Here is a 15,003-nt window from a genome sequence, read left to right as displayed (position 1 = left end):
CTGAATGCTCAGGGAGATAGTGGCGCGTCAGGATTGGCAGAGCCAGGCGATTACCTCGGTGAATCGCTTGCCTGCCCACACCCCCTTGTTCAGCTGGCGCAACGAGGAGGATGCCCGGCTCGACAGGGCCTCGCTCTCCAGATTGTCACTGGATGGTGAGTGGCGTTTCTCCTTCTTCGCGGCCCCCGAACTGGTGCCGGAGGCTTGGCTAAAGGGCGATCTGGCGGATGCCTGCCCCATCCTGGTGCCCGGCAACTGGCAGCTGGATGCAGCCTACCCTGGGAAGCGCCCGCTGACCGACGGTCCCATCTACACCAACATCAAGTATCCGTTTCCCTGCGATCCCCCCAGGGTACCGGCCGACAATCCGACCGGCTGTTACTCCCGTGAGTTCGAGTTGCCCGCCGACTGGCTGGCCAGCGGTCAGAGCCGCATCATCCTCGACGGGGTAAGCAGCGCTTTTCATCTCTTCTGCAATGAACACTGGGTCGGCTACTCCCAGGACAGCCGACTGCCCGCCGAATTCGATCTGACCCCCTGTCTGCGAGCGGGCAAAAACCGGCTGGCGGTGCTGGTGCTGCGCTGGTCGGACGGTGCCTATCTGGAAGATCAGGACATGTGGTGGCTGTCGGGGATCTTCCGCTCCGTCAGCCTGCTTCATAAGCCGGTCCGTCATCTGATGGACATGCGGGTCACACCCGTGCTCGATGCTTGCTATCGGGATGGTCGCCTCAAGATTGAACTGCAGGCGGCCAATGCCGCCGGGCTGTCGGTAGTGGCCAATCTCTATGACGGCAGCGAGCGGGTTGCAACTCTGCGCCAGCCGATCGGCACTCAAGCCATTGACGAGAAAGGGGCTTATGACGATCGCGCCGAGTTGTGGCTGGCGCTGGCGGCGCCGCGCAAGTGGAGCGCCGAGACCCCTCACCTTTATCGCCTGACCCTGACTCTGCTGGATGAGCAGGGTGAGGCCATCGAGAGCGAGGCCTGCGACGTGGGCTTTCGGGTGGTGGAGATCCGTGACGGCTTGATGCGGGTCAACGGTCAGCCGCTGCTCATTCGCGGCGCCAACCGTCACGAGCACCATCCCGCCAGGGGCTATGCCATCGATCTTGCCACCATGGAGCAGGATCTGCGGCTGATGAAGCAGCACAACTTCAATGCCCTGCGTTGCTCCCACTACCCCAATCATCCGGTGCTCTACCGGTTGTGCGACAGGCTGGGGCTCTATGTAGTGGACGAGGCGAATCTGGAGACCCACGGCATGACCCCCATGGGGCGGCTGGCGCGAGATCCCGCCTGGAGCAACGCCTTCCTGGAGCGTGCCACCCGCATGGTGGCCCGTGATTTCAATCACCCCTGCATCATCATCTGGTCCCTCGGCAACGAGTCCGGCTATGGCCCGGCCCACGATGCCATGTATGGCTGGATCAAGCGCAGCGATCCGAGCCGTCCGGTGCAGTATGAGGGGGGCGGAGCCGATACCCAGGCCACCGACATCATCTGCCCCATGTATGCCCGAACCCATCAGGATCAACCCTTCCCGGCGGTGCCCAAGTGGGCACTGGGCAAGTGGATTGGCCTGCCCGGCGAGACCAGGCCGCTGATCCTGTGCGAATACGCCCACGCCATGGGCAACAGCTTGGGGGGCTTTGCCCACTACTGGCAGGCGTTTCGTGATCATCCGAGACTGCAGGGAGGCTTTGTCTGGGACTGGGTCGATCAGGGGCTCGACAAATACACGACCGACGGTCGCCACTACTGGGGCTACGGTGGTGACTTTGGCGATCGGCAAAACGATCGCCAGTTCTGCTGCAACGGCCTGCTGTTTCCCGATCGCACGCCTCATCCTGGTCTGTTCGAGGCAAAACGGGCCCAGCAGCCATTCCGGTTTGAGCTGGTGGGGCATGCGCCGCTGCGGGTGCAGATTGAGAGTGAATATCTGTTCCGTGCAACCGACAACGAGCAGCTGCACTGGCAACTGTGCGAAAACGGGCGCGTGATGCATGGGGGAGAGATTTCCCTCGCGTTGGCGCCCCTGGGCCGGTGCGAGCTGACGCTGGTCGATACCTTGCCGGAATTCGCGCCTGGCGCTCTGATCTGGCTCGATCTGGCCATCGTTCAGCCTGCCGTCACTCCTTGGTCCGGGGCGGGCCATGAGGTGGCCCGTCAGCAATTTATGTTGCCTGCCCCCTTGGCGTTACCGGCTCCAGTCACCCCGGCAACCCTGACCGAATCTTCCGAGGGATGGCTTGCCTGCGGTGGTGACAACCAGTGGCGGCTGGACAGAGCGAGCGGCCGCATCATCAGCTGGCTGAAGGGGGGGCAGGAGCAGTTGCTGGCGCCGATCGAGGATCACTTCTACCGGGCGCCGCTCGACAACGATATCGGCACCAGCGAGGCGGATCACGCGGATCCCGACTCCTGGATCGCCCGCTGGCAGGCCTGCGGCCTTATCAACTGGCTGCATCGCTGCCTCGGCATAGTGGCATCAGAGGGCGAGATCCGGGTGTGCCACGGTTATTTCCACAATGGGCAATTACTGGTGGTCAGCCAGTGGCGACACGGCTTCACCAGCGAGGGGGCCATGACCCTCGAGATAGAGACAGAGCTGGCGCCTTCACTCCCCTCCCTGCCCCGTATCGGCCTGCTGCTGCAGCTGGCCGGTGTGCCGGAGCGGGTCGATTGGTTGGGACGCGGCCCCCACGAGAACTATCCGGATCGTCTGCTGGGGGCAGATCTGGGGCACTGGAGTGCGCCGCTGGCCGCCATGCACACCCCTTACATCTTCCCCTCCGACAACGGGTTGCGTTGCGACAGCCGCTGGTTACAGCTGGGGGAGGTGAGGGTGACGGGGACCTTCCATTTCAGCGTCAGCCGCTTCAGCCAGCAGCAGCTCGCCGCCGCGCGTCACCAGAGCGATCTGGTGACAGAAGAGGGGATCCATGTCTGCCTCGATGGCGCCCACATGGGGGTCGGCGGGGATGATTCCTGGAGCCAGAGCGTGCGGCCCGAGTACCAGTTGACGGCACGCCGCTACCACTGGCGTTGCACCCTGATGTAAGCCGTTTTGACAACCTGGCCACAACGACTAGCCTCAACAGACCAGGATTGATTGAGTCTCAAAGATTGTTCTTGAATTTATGTATTTGAAAAATAACAAAAAGATTTCAATGTAACAAAGTGTAATCGTTTCCATTTCGTTGTGAGGATCACAGAAGGAATCACAACAAACCGATTACATTTACTGGCGCTTGCTCAATTGCTCGCCACCCTACAACACAGATAGATACATCGGAGCACACATAATGAAAAAACTCACCACAGTTGCCACCCTGTTGATGGGCCTGATGGCCGGTGCCACTGCCCATGCCGAAACCCGGATCGGGGTCACCGTTTACAAATACGACGACAACTTCATGTCGGTCGTACGCAAGGCCATCGAGAAGGAGGCTGCAGCCAATCCGGACGTGGAGCTGTTGATGAATGACTCCCAGAACGATCAGTCCAAGCAGAACGATCAGATCGACGTGCTGCTGGCCAAGGGGGTGAAGGCCCTGGCCATCAACCTTGTTGACCCGGCGGCGGCCCCTGTGGTGATCGAGAAGGCCCGTGGTGAAGACGTGCCTGTGGTGTTCTACAACAAGGAACCGAACGCCACCGACCTGGCCAGCTATGACAAGGCTTATTACGTAGGTACCGACTCCAAAGAGTCCGGCATTATCCAGGGTCAGCTGATTGCCAAGCACTGGCAAGCCAATCCGGCCTGGGATCTAAACAAGGATGGCGTCATCCAGTTCGTGCTGCTGAAAGGCGAACCGGGCCACCCGGATGCGGAAGCCCGCACCACCTACGTGGTCAAGACCCTGAACGAGGGTGGCATCAAGACCCAGCAGCTGCACATGGATACCGGTATGTGGGATACCGCCATGGCGAAAGACAAGATGGATGCCTGGATCTCCGGCCCCAACGCCGACAAGATCGAAGTGGTCATTGCCAACAACGACGGCATGGCAATGGGCGCTGTTGAATCCCTCAAGGCTCAGGGCAAGACCGCCATTCCGGTGTTCGGTGTCGATGCGTTGCCGGAGGCCCTGGCGCTGGTCAAGAGCGGTGCCATGGCCGGTACCGTGCTGAACGATGCGACCAACCAGGCCAAGGCCACCTTCGATCTGACCAAGAACCTGGCCGAAGGCAAACCCGCCGGTGAAGGCACCAGCTGGAACATTGTCGACAAGGTCGTCCGTGTTCCCTACGTCGGTGTCGATAAAGACAACCTGTCCCAGTTCCAGTAATCCTCCCCTTCAGGGCAAGGGAGATCCCCTTGCCCTCTGTTTCAACCAGATGTGATGGCTGATATGACAACACAGCAACAATCAGAATGGCTGTTGGAGATGATTGACGTCAGTAAGAGCTTTCCTGGCGTCAAGGCACTCGATAATGTCAATTTACGGGTCCGTCCTCATTCTGTGCATGCGTTGATGGGCGAGAACGGGGCGGGGAAATCTACGCTGCTCAAGTGCCTGTTCGGCATCTACGAGAAGGATCAGGGCAAGATCTTCTTCAAGGGGCAGGAGATCAACTTCACCTCCTCCAAGGAGGCGCTGGAGAACGGTGTCTCCATGGTGCATCAGGAGCTGAACCTGGTGCTGCAACGCTCCGTGATGGACAACATGTGGCTCGGTCGCTACCCCACCAGGGGGTGGTTCATCGACCATGACAAGATGTATGACGACACCAAGCAGATCTTCGACGAGCTGGATATCGACATCGACCCCAGGGTCAAGGTGGCGACCCTGTCGGTCTCCCAGATGCAGATGATCGAGATCGCCAAGGCGTTCTCCTACGATGCCAAGATCGTCATCATGGACGAACCCACCTCCTCCCTGACCGAGAAAGAGGTCAACCACCTCTTCAAGATCATCAACAAGCTCAAGGAGAAGGGGTGCGGCATCGTCTACATCTCCCACAAGATGGAAGAGATCTTCCAGCTCTGTGACGAGATCACCATATTGCGGGATGGCCAGTGGGTGGCGACCCAGCCCCTCAAGGGGATGACCATGGATCAGATCATCGGCATGATGGTCGGTCGCGAGCTCACCCAGCGCTTCCCGGAGAAAACCAACCAGCCGAAAGAGGTGATCCTCGAGGTCGAGCACCTGACGGCGAAGAACCAGCCCTCCATCCAGGACATCACCTTCAACCTGCACAAGGGGGAGATCCTTGGCATCGCCGGTCTGGTGGGGGCCAAGCGTACCGACATCGTCGAAACCCTGTTCGGCATCCGTGAGCATGTGGAGGGTTGCATCCGGCTTCATGGCAAGGAGATCGCGAACCACAACGCCCACGAGGCGATTCGCAACGGTTTCGCCCTGGTTACGGAAGAGCGTCGTTCCACCGGCATTTATTCCCGTCTCGACATCGCCTTCAACTCCCTGATCGCCAACATGGACAACTACAAGGGCTCCATGGGGCTGCTCAGCGACCAGAAGATGAAGAGCGACACCCAGTGGGTCATCGACTCCATGCGGGTCAAGACACCGACCCAGCAGACCCAGATCGGCTCCCTCTCGGGAGGCAACCAGCAGAAGGTGATCATCGGTCGCTGGCTGCTGACCCAGCCGGAGATCCTGATGCTGGACGAGCCGACCCGCGGCATCGATGTAGGGGCCAAGTTCGAGATCTACCAGCTCATTCTGGAGCTGGCGAAGAAGGACAAGGGCATCATCATCATCTCGTCCGAGATGCCGGAATTGCTCGGGATCACCGACCGCATCCTGGTGATGAGCAATGGCCGGGTCGCCGGGATCGTCAATACCAAAGAAACTGACCAGAGCGAGATATTGCGTCTGGCATCTCTGTACCTCTAGAGACAGGAAGACATTTATGGAGTCGGCAAAAAATTTCAACCTGATGCAGGCGCTCAAGGAGAACGGCATCTATGTGGTGCTGCTGGTGCTGCTGATGATCATCGTCATCAAGGAACCCTCGTTCCTGAGCCTCACCAACCTCAGCAACATCCTGACCCAGTCCTCGGTGCGGGTCATCATTGCCCTCGGGGTGGCGGGCATCATCATCACCCAGGGGACTGACCTGTCGGCCGGTCGCCAGGTGGGCCTGGCGGCGCTCATCGCGGCGACCATGCTGCAGGCGCTGACCAACGTCAACAAGGTCTTCCCGACCCTGGGCGAGGTGCCCATCCCGGTGGTGATCCTGCTGGTGTGCGCCGTCGGGGCTCTGATTGGCCTCATCAACGGCCTGATCGTGGCCTACCTGAACGTGACCCCCTTCATTACCACCCTGGGGACCATGATCATCGTCTACGGTATCAACTCCCTCTATTTCGATTCGGTGGGCGCTTCACCGGTAGCCGGCTTCGATCCCCGCTTCTCCAGCTTTGCCCAGGGCTTTATCCGGATAGGCGGATTCAAGCTGTCGTATCTGACCTTCTACGCGGCCATCGCCAGCGTGTTCGTCTGGGTGTTGTGGAACAAGACCCGCTTTGGCAAGAACATCTTCGCCATCGGTGGCAACCCGGAAGCGGCCAAGGTCTCCGGTGTCAACGTGGCGGTCAACCTGGTGATGATCTATGCCCTGGCCGGTGTCTTCTACGCCTTCGGCGGCATGCTGGAAGCGGGGCGGATCGGCAGTGCCACCAACAACCTGGGCTTCATGTACGAGCTGGACGCCATCGCTGCCTGCGTAGTGGGTGGGGTGTCGTTTGCCGGTGGCGTGGGTACCGTGGCCGGGGTGATCACCGGGGTACTCATCTTCACCCTGATCAACTACGGTCTGACCTATATCGGCGTCAGCCCCTACTGGCAGTTCATCATCAAGGGCGGCATCATCATTCTGGCGGTCGCGCTGGACTCCATGAAGTACGCCAAGAAGAAGTAATGGCAACTGCCTGCGGGCAGTACGGCAATAAAAAAACAGGGCCTTCCGGCCCTGTTTTTTTATGTGTTTCTTACGGTTTAACCGGCCTTGCGCTTCAAATAGACCCCGGCTTCCATATGGTGGGTCCAGGGGAACTGGTCGAACAGGGCGAAGCGGGCGATCTCGTGGGTCTCGCCGAGTACCTGCATGTTGGCCTGCAGGGTCTCCGGGTTGCAGGAGATGTAGAGGATGTTGTCGTAATCCTGCACCAGCTTGACGGTGGCATCGTCGAGACCGGCACGGGGCGGGTCGACGAAGATGGTGTTGCACTGGTAAGCAGAGAGGTCGACCCCCTTGAGGCGGTTGAACTCCCGCTCACCGCGCATCGCCATGGTGAACTCCTCGGCGGACATGCGCAGGATGATCAGGTTGTCGACCCCGTTGGCGGCGATGTTGTACTGGGCTGAATCGACGCTCGGCTTGGCGATCTCGGTGGCCAGCACCTTGCGGAAATTCTGGGCCAGGGCGATGGAGAAGTTGCCGTTGCCGCAGTAGAGCTCCAGCAGGTCGCCCTCGCTGCCTCGGGTCACGTCCAGCGCCCAACCCAGCATCTGTTCGTTGATGGCGGCGTTGGGCTGGGTGAAGCTGTTTTCCACCTGCTTGTAGGTGAACTGGCGACCGGCGACGTTCAGCTGCTCGACGACGAAATCGTTGCCCAGGCAAATCTTCTGCTTGTGAGCGCGGCCAATCAGCTGCAGATCGAACCCCTTGGCACGCAGGTCGGCCTGCAATGCCTCGGCGGCCTGTTGCCACTCGGTCTCGAGCTTGCGATGGTAGAGCAGGCTGACAACGATCTGGCCGGACTGGGTCGAGAGATAGTCGATCTGGAACAGTTTGCGGCGCAGCACCGGCTGCGGACGCAGCCCCTCCAGCAACACAGGCATCAGCTGGTTGATGAGGCGGCTGGCGGTGGGGAACTGGTCGACCCGGATGATCTCTCTGGTGGCAGGCGCATACATGCAGTGGAAGAGGTCATCCCCTTCGTGCCAGATGCGAAATTCGGCGCGCATCCGGTAATATTCGGCGGGCGAGGCGTGTACCTCCAGCTTTGGGAGCGGGTAGCCGGCGAACAGTCGGGTGAGTCGCTCGCATTTTTCGTCGAGCTGGGCCTGGTAGTCGGCAGGAGTCCGCAGGGGCTGGGAGTCAGCGGAAGCCCGTTGGGATTGGGTCATAGATACCTCATATGCACACCGGCCGGGCCGGAACGAAAACGGGGGAAGGCAACAGGCCACCCAAAGGGGCCCGATTTTAAAAGGCCGCTCTGGATTGTCCAGTATTTTGTGGTCAAGAAGTGTGCAATCGGGCCGATATCCGATCTACAGGCATGATGGGAGGACACATGATGCAAATCGATGGCGTGGGCGCAGCCCAACCCAAGGGAGTGGGTGTTTCTCCCAAATCGCCCCAACAGGCACAGGCAAAGCAGAATCAGGGCGGGGAGGAGGTCTCCCTGCACCAGCCGCCGAAGTGGGCTCAGGTGCTGATCCAGCAGGCGCTGCAATTCTCCCTGGAGATCAACGGCCAGCATTATCAGGCGCCCAAGACGAAGGCGCCGGAGGAGATCACCCCAGAGACCCTGTTCGACTTCCAGTCGGTGGCCGACAACGTGCTGCAGTTCGTCACCGGCCGGCTGGGGGCCGCTCGTGCCGATGGCAAGTCCGACGACGAGCTGACCAAGATGATGGAGCAGGCCCGCAAGGGGGTCGATATGGGCTTTAAGTCAGCCAAGCAGCAGCTGGGGGATCTGGCTACCGACAACGAGGACATCAAGACCGGCATCGAGCAGAGCTACAAGCTGATCCAGGACGGGCTCGAGGAGTTTGAACGGGAGTTTTTCGGCAAGGTCTCCCCCACCGAGCGGGCCGCTATCGAGATGGCCAGCCGCCAGCAGGGCATTCTGGAGATCGAAACCAAGGATGGCGACAAGGTGCTGCTGCGTTTCAATGACAGCTGGCAGATGAAGTCCAGGCAGGGTGAGGGGGGCAGCCAGTTCAGCCTCAAGTCGAGCCAGAGCTTCAGCTTCTCCCTGGAAGGGGATCTCAGCAGCGAAGAGATGGACTCTATCGGCAAGCTGGTCAAGGGGATCGACGATCTGGCGGGGAGCTTCTTCTCAGGCAACTTCGACGATCTGCTCAAGAAAGCGGGCGAGCTGCAACTGGATGACAGCCAGCTGGCCTCCTACTCGCTCAAGCTCAAGCAGAGCGTCAAGCTGAGCCAGACCTATCAGGGGGCCCACTCCCTGCAGGAGATGCTCAAACCGCTGGCCGACTACCTGCCCAAACTTGATCAGGTGCAGCAGCAGGCGGATACCCTGTTGCCCGCCTCCCAGCAACAGGCGCTGGTGCCCGCCGTGCTGGCCGCCAGAGGGGAGGAGGACTCGGCCCAGGTCAGCAGCTTCACCAGTTTCAACCAGCGCATGCTGGAGGCGTTGCGGATGATTGGCCAGTTCCAGCCCGCGACCGGGACCGACAGCCAGTACGGCTGATAGCCGGCCTCACTCCTTAATAATCAGCCGTTTGCCACGCCCGCCGGGGGCTGGCAAACTGGCCTTTTCTTCAATCCGGTCGTCCCATGAACCCCAAGAAGCCCAGAGACAAGCGCGAGCTCTGCTACCCCTTTATTTTCGAAACGTCGCTCAAATGTGATTTTGAAATCGCCACCGACGAGCTCTGCTGTCAGGTGGGCGCCGTGTTGTCACACCTTGCACCGGATGCCGATATTCGGCCCATGCTGGCGGATCTCGCAGCGTTGCAACGGCTTATCTACAACCTCAACGGTTCGGTGCGCGGCAAGCTCGGCATCTTCGAGGAGGATCTGGACTGGCTCAAGGGGCGTTACGATCACTACAACGAGGCGAGCCGTGGCCGGGTCACCGGTTTCGTGTTGCCCCAGGGGCCGCAACCCATCCCGACCCTGCATCTGTGCCGCTGTGGCAGCAAGAAGGTGGTGCGACTGCTGGTGCGGCTGGAGGAGAGTGGCGTCGCATTCGACCCCATCCTCTATCGTTTTGCCAACCTGTTGGCCAACTTCTTCTTCGTGCTCACCGTCTACCTCAAGCAGCTGTGGCAGGTGCCGGAAGTGCCCTACGTCAGCATCAACTACTGATACGATCGGGCCGTCATAGGGCGCTGCCCGCCGCCATGTGCGGGGTTGCCAGCCAGCGCCGATTGCACAAACGAAAAACCGGAGCACTGGGCTCCGGTTTTTATTCTCAACTGGCGAGCGTCACTCTCAGCTGGACAGCAGCACCCTGGCCGAATTGGCGGGGACGGTCAGTTGCAGCTCTCCCTGCACCACTTCGAACTTGTCGCCGTTGAAGGCATCGGTGAAGCGGCTGGCCGGGCTGGCGGTCTGCCACAGGGGCAGGCTGATGGTGCGCGGCTCGCTGGGATGACGGTTGCAGGCCACCACCACCTGATCGCTTTGCAGGGTGCGGGCGAACACATAGCTGTGGGGGCCGGCGTAGAGGGTCTGGATATCGCCACGGCGCAGGGAGGGGCGCTGGCGGCGGATCTGGATCAGGCGGCGGTAGTGGTCGTGCAGCACGTGATCCCAGGCGGTGGTTTCCCACGGGAAGCAGCGACGGCAATCCGGGTCGTTGCCGCCAGAGAGCCCCACCTCGTCACCGTAGTAGATGGAGGGCACGCCGATATAGGTGAGCAGCAGGGTGGCGGCGAGGCGCATCCGCTGTTTGTCCTCTCCCAGCAGGTGGAGGAAGCGGGCGGTGTCGTGACTGTCCAGCAGGTTGAACTGGGCCAGCTGGTTCTTGAACGGGATGTGGGCCCGCGCCAGCCTGAGCCAGCGATCCAGCTCCTCGGCGCTGATCTTGATGGGGTGATAGGCGATATCCTGCCCGGCCAGGAAGGCGCGGATCGGGTGGGCGAAGCCATAGTAGTTCATGGCGCCGTCTTCCTGATCTCCCTGCAGCCACTGGCTTGCCTCGAAGAAGTGTTCGCCGAGCACGTAGGCGTCCGGGTTCTCCTGCTTCACCGCGCCGCGAATGGCGCGCACATGGCCGCTGTTGCCCTCGGCGGTGCCCCGCTCACCCAGCATGTGAATGACGTCGAAGCGCCAGCCGTCGATCTGGTAGGGCGCACGCATCCAGTAGCGCAGGATGGCATCATCGGCCCGGTAGACGGCGTCCTGTACCTGCTCGCTGGAGAAATCGAGCTTGGGCAGGCTGCGAATGCCCTTCCAGCTGACGTAATCCCCATCGCCATCAAAGGTATAAAAGCTGCGCCATGGCGAATCCGGGTTGCTCTGGGCCCCCTGCGGCGGGCAGAACCAGGGGTGCTCGGTGGAGGTGTGGTTGACCACCGCATCCAGGATGATCTTCATGCCGCGCTGGTGCAGGTTGCGGGTCAGCTCGGCGAACTGGGCGTTGGTGCCCAGATGCGGGTCGACTTTGAAATAGTCCTGGGTGTCGTACTTGTGGTTGCTCGGTGAATCGAAGATGGGGTTGAGGTAGAGCGCCGTCACCCCGAGGGACTGCAGGTAGTGCAGCTTGGCATCGATGCCCGCCAGATCGCCGCCATAGAATTCGCAGGCGCCGTGCCCCTCGTCGTGGCGACTGACCGGCTCGCCCCACGCCTTGCTGATGACCACCTTGCCACGATATTCGTACTCGTGATGCTTGACGCTAAGCGACGGGTCGCCGTTGCAGAAGCGGTCGGGGAAGATCTGGTAGAACACCTGATCCTGCACCCAGGCTGGCGGCTGGTGCAGGCTGTTGAAGCGAAAATGCTGTTCCCGCGGCGGCATGGCCGCGCTGACGCCGGCGCCGTGCAGCCACCACTGCTCCTCGTCGGTGAGGCACTTGAAGCAGTAGAGGTGGATGTCCTGCCCCTTGTGAAGCGGCAGGGTGCCCTGCCATACCTGCAGCCGATCGCGGGTGGAGACCGCCGTCATCGGCACCAGATACTCCTCGTTGTCCGGCTCGTGGCGCAGCCACACCTCGCGGATCGGGGCGTCCAGTTCGCTGAACAGGGTGAGTTGCAGGGCATCGGCGCTCTCTTTGAACCAGGGCGCCACCTGGGGATGAAACAGAAACGGATGGGTCATGATCACTTATTGAGTCAGAAGCTCGGCAAGGGCGTTGCCCTGTTCGTGCAGCGTTTCGAGCTGGTTTGCCAACGACTTGGGGTCCAGCCCAAGCTGGTCGGCCAACGGTTTGGGGAAGCGGGCTATGATGGCCTGGGCAGGCACCCCCGCATTCCAGGCGAAGGAGATAAACACGGCGAGGCGGATCAGCACCGCCTCCTTGCTGATCGGATCGTGGGAGAGGGGATCCAGCTGCTGGGAGATGGCCTCGACGAAGCTCTCCGACAGGTTCCAGCGCCGTGCCAGCTCGGCTCCGAGCTGGGCGTAGTCAAATCCAAGCATCTCCCGCTGGGCCTCGACCCGGCTGCTCCCCTTCTGGATCGCCAGATTGATGAGTTCGGCCTCTTCCGGCAGGGTGCTCTGGATGAGCAACTCGCCAATGTTGTGGATCAGCGCGCAGGTGAAGGCGGTTTCGGGATCCAGCACATTGGCCTCTTTGGCCAGCGTCCTGGCGATGGTGGCCACTTGGAAGGTCTCGGTCCAGAACTTGTTCTTGTCAAAACTGGGGGGCGTCTTGAAGCTGCCTATGATGCCGGAGGCAACCACGATGGAGCGCAAGCGGTTGAAGCCAAGGCGGATCACCGCCTGCTCGACCGAGGTCACTTCATTGCCACGGCGCAGGGCGGCCGAGTTGGCCATCCTCAACACCTTGACACTGATCACCTGATCCATGGCGATCTTGGCCGCAATCAGGTCGATGCGGGCGTTGTCATCGTTGAAACTCTGCATCAACTCGTGCAGCAGCTTGGGTATGGTGGGGAGTTGCTTGATCTTGTCAAACAGACGGTCCATCGACATGGCTGAGGCAGCCTCCATTGCGAATTCTGCCTCATATTGTGCCACAGCCGGGCAACATGTTCCTGTTTGTGATGCGGCTTTTGAGCGTCAAAACACCCAGTCGCGCAATTGGTATTCCAAACGGTGCTGCTTGCCCTGCAGGATCAGGGTCTGGCTGTCGCCGCTCAGACGCGCCCCCTCGGTCAGGGTGGTGAGCACCGCCTGTTCGATGGCATCGAGGGGGGGCGTGCAGGCCCTGACCGTGCTGCCGAGGCTGGTGACCCACAACTTGTCTTTTTTCAGATGGCCCTGGCCGAAGTAACGGTTGCAACCTGCGATGCCGTTGACGGTGAAGTGTTCGCCGATCTCGAGGTCGGGGGGATTGTCGCGCACCGACGCGACCGGTTGGCCATCCAGCTTGCTCAGCACCCAGTGATGATGTTGCAGATCCAGCTGGACAAAGGCAGTCGAGCTGCATCCGGCGAGCATGAAAAGGGGGATCAGCAGGGCGGGCAATCTGGACATATCAAGGCTCCGTTGGGGGGAGCGACAAGCATATCCTGTCGGGGCCGCTTGCAGCAGGGGCAGAGGAGAGCAAGCCGACCGCTTCTGTCGCCGCCATTTCGCTCCCGTGTCGTTAAATGGCGACATCTATCTGCTTGTTGCCGGCAATGTGCCCGATCTGCTGGGTAAACAACCGGTCGGGCAACAGACAACAGAATGCCAGCTCCCCATGCAGACAACAGATGATCAGGGGCGTTTGGGAACGTGCTCCCGTCGGTCATTTGGTGCCATCAATGCCGGGTGTGATAAAGTGCCGCAACGATTAACGCCTTGATGAAACATATAAAATGACCACCGAGCAGCTGGACTCACTGTTTGACCGCCTGTTTCCCATCTGTCGCAGCATCTCGGGGGCGGGGCTGCGCGAGAGTCTGGCCATCTTCGCCGAGCAGATGCCATTGCAGCTGGAGAGCACGCCTTCCGGCACCCAGGTCTTCGATTGGACTGTCCCGCACGAATGGCATATCGATTCGGCGACACTGACTGCGCCAGATGGCCGCGTGGTGGCCGATTTTGCCGATCACAACCTGAGGGTGGTCAATTATTCGGCGCCGGTTGAGGGGCGCTATTCGCTCGAGGAGTTGCGCCCCCGGCTTCATACCCTGCCGCATCTGCCGGATCTGATCCCCTACGTCACCTCCTATTACCAGCCCAACTGGGGGTTTTGCCTTACCCACAACGAGCTGGCGCAGCTGGCTCCCGGTGACTATCAGGTGCGCATCGACAGCCGGTTCCAGGCCGGCGAGATCAATTACGGCACGGCCCTGCTGGGCGGCGAGAGCCGGCAGGAGTTTCTGCTGTCGAGCTATCTGTGTCACCCCAGCATGGCGAACAACGAGCTGAGCGGCCCCCTGGTGCTGCTCGGCTTGTACCACAGGCTGGCCCGCTGGCCGAAGCGGCGGTTCAGCTACCGCTTCGTGCTGGCGCCCGAGACCATAGGGAGCCTCTGCTACCTGCATCGTTATGGCGAGCACCTGAAGTCCCACTGCATCGGTGGTCTGGTGCTGACCTGTCTGGGAGGGCCGGCCAGCGCCCTCTCCGTCAAGCTGGCCAGGCAGGAGGAGTGCCTGCTCAACCAGCTGGTACGCCAGCTGGCCAGCGAACAGCCCGAGCGCTGGGCGGTTCGCGAGTTTACCCCCTGCCACGGGTCGGACGAGCGCCAGTACTGCTCGCCGGGCTTTGACCTGCCGGTGGCGCAGGCGGCCCGCACCGTCTACGGCAACTTTGCCGAATACCATACCAGCGGTGATACCAAGGAGTTCATGCAGATCTCCCGCCTGATCGAGGCCATCGATCAGCTCGAACAACTGCTGTTGCAGCACGAGAATGCCGGAGTATTCGAGCGCACCAACCCCTACGGCGAACCCCAGCTCGGCAAGCGGGGGCTCTACCCCAACCTGAATTCGCCTGCGAGCTACAGCAAGTCGAGCGATCAGCTGCTGGATGGCCGTACCCAGCTGATGGCGATGCAGTGGATCCTGAATCTGGCCGACGGCCGGCACACGCTGCTGCAGATGGCGCGTCGTGCCAGGATGCCGCTGGCCACCCTGCTGGCCGTAGTACCCTTGCTGGAAGAGGCTGAGCTTATCCGGTTTACTGCCCCGCAGTGCCGCTGATGGGAGAAAA

At 61.0% G+C, this 15,003-nt stretch carries 11 protein-coding genes; 7 read left to right on the top strand and 4 right to left on the bottom strand.

Annotated features, from left to right (window positions below; genetic code table 11):
- Positions 1-4 precede the first annotated feature (4 nt).
- From MRK42_RS20655 to mglC, 4 genes are all read left to right on the top strand, one after another.
- Complete coding sequence (locus MRK42_RS20655; protein ID WP_354688630.1) at positions 5-3,064, top strand: beta-galactosidase; 3,060 nt, start codon at positions 5-7, stop codon at positions 3,062-3,064.
- 244 nt (positions 3,065-3,308) lie between these two features.
- On the top strand, positions 3,309-4,295 hold the full coding sequence (gene mglB, locus MRK42_RS20650; protein WP_042070620.1) for a galactose/glucose ABC transporter substrate-binding protein MglB: 987 nt from the start codon (positions 3,309-3,311) through the stop codon (positions 4,293-4,295).
- Positions 4,296-4,349: 54 nt separating this feature from the next.
- Positions 4,350-5,870, top strand: coding sequence for a galactose/methyl galactoside ABC transporter ATP-binding protein MglA (gene mglA / locus MRK42_RS20645; RefSeq protein WP_201942424.1), 1,521 nt, complete (start codon positions 4,350-4,352; stop codon positions 5,868-5,870).
- 16 nt (positions 5,871-5,886) lie between these two features.
- Positions 5,887-6,897 (top strand): galactose/methyl galactoside ABC transporter permease MglC, encoded by a 1,011-nt coding sequence (mglC, locus tag MRK42_RS20640; protein WP_026456961.1) that lies wholly within the window; start codon positions 5,887-5,889, stop codon positions 6,895-6,897.
- Positions 6,898-6,974: 77 nt separating this feature from the next.
- Here the strand turns inward: mglC and trmA are convergent, their stop codons facing one another.
- Entirely contained in the window at positions 6,975-8,108 is a 1,134-nt protein-coding gene (trmA, locus tag MRK42_RS20635) for a tRNA (uridine(54)-C5)-methyltransferase TrmA (RefSeq protein WP_224210630.1), read from the bottom strand.
- A 170-nt stretch (positions 8,109-8,278) separates the two neighbouring features.
- Between trmA and MRK42_RS20630 the strand changes: the two genes are divergently transcribed.
- Entirely contained in the window at positions 8,279-9,421 is a 1,143-nt protein-coding gene (locus MRK42_RS20630; RefSeq protein WP_354689069.1) for a DUF5610 domain-containing protein, read from the top strand.
- 86 nt (positions 9,422-9,507) lie between these two features.
- Positions 9,508-10,041: an ATP--cob(I)alamin adenosyltransferase gene (locus MRK42_RS20625; RefSeq protein ID WP_042027269.1), complete on the top strand. Its 534-nt coding sequence runs from the start codon at positions 9,508-9,510 to the stop codon at positions 10,039-10,041.
- A gap of 126 nt (positions 10,042-10,167) precedes the next feature.
- Here MRK42_RS20625 and malZ read toward each other — a convergent pair whose 3' ends face one another.
- The 3 genes from malZ to MRK42_RS20610 form a co-directional block, all read right to left on the bottom strand.
- Positions 10,168-11,997 (bottom strand): maltodextrin glucosidase, encoded by a 1,830-nt coding sequence (gene malZ, locus MRK42_RS20620; protein WP_354688629.1) that lies wholly within the window; start codon positions 11,995-11,997, stop codon positions 10,168-10,170.
- Between the two features lie 6 nt (positions 11,998-12,003).
- Positions 12,004-12,852: an HDOD domain-containing protein gene (locus tag MRK42_RS20615; protein ID WP_042027271.1), complete on the bottom strand. Its 849-nt coding sequence runs from the start codon at positions 12,850-12,852 to the stop codon at positions 12,004-12,006.
- Between the two features lie 69 nt (positions 12,853-12,921).
- On the bottom strand, positions 12,922-13,338 hold the full coding sequence (locus MRK42_RS20610) for an META domain-containing protein (RefSeq protein ID WP_354688628.1): 417 nt from the start codon (positions 13,336-13,338) through the stop codon (positions 12,922-12,924).
- A gap of 326 nt (positions 13,339-13,664) precedes the next feature.
- Here MRK42_RS20610 and MRK42_RS20605 point away from each other — a divergent pair, with 326 nt between their 5' ends.
- Positions 13,665-14,993, top strand: a complete 1,329-nt coding sequence (locus MRK42_RS20605) for a DUF4910 domain-containing protein (protein WP_354688627.1) — start codon at positions 13,665-13,667, stop codon at positions 14,991-14,993.
- Positions 14,994-15,003: the final 10 nt, after the last annotated feature.

It is taken from the genome of Aeromonas sp. 19NY04SH05-1 (genome assembly GCF_040581895.1).
Taxonomy (GTDB): domain Bacteria; phylum Pseudomonadota; class Gammaproteobacteria; order Enterobacterales; family Aeromonadaceae; genus Aeromonas; species Aeromonas enteropelogenes.
This window is presented reverse-complemented; position numbering and strand designations above follow the sequence as displayed.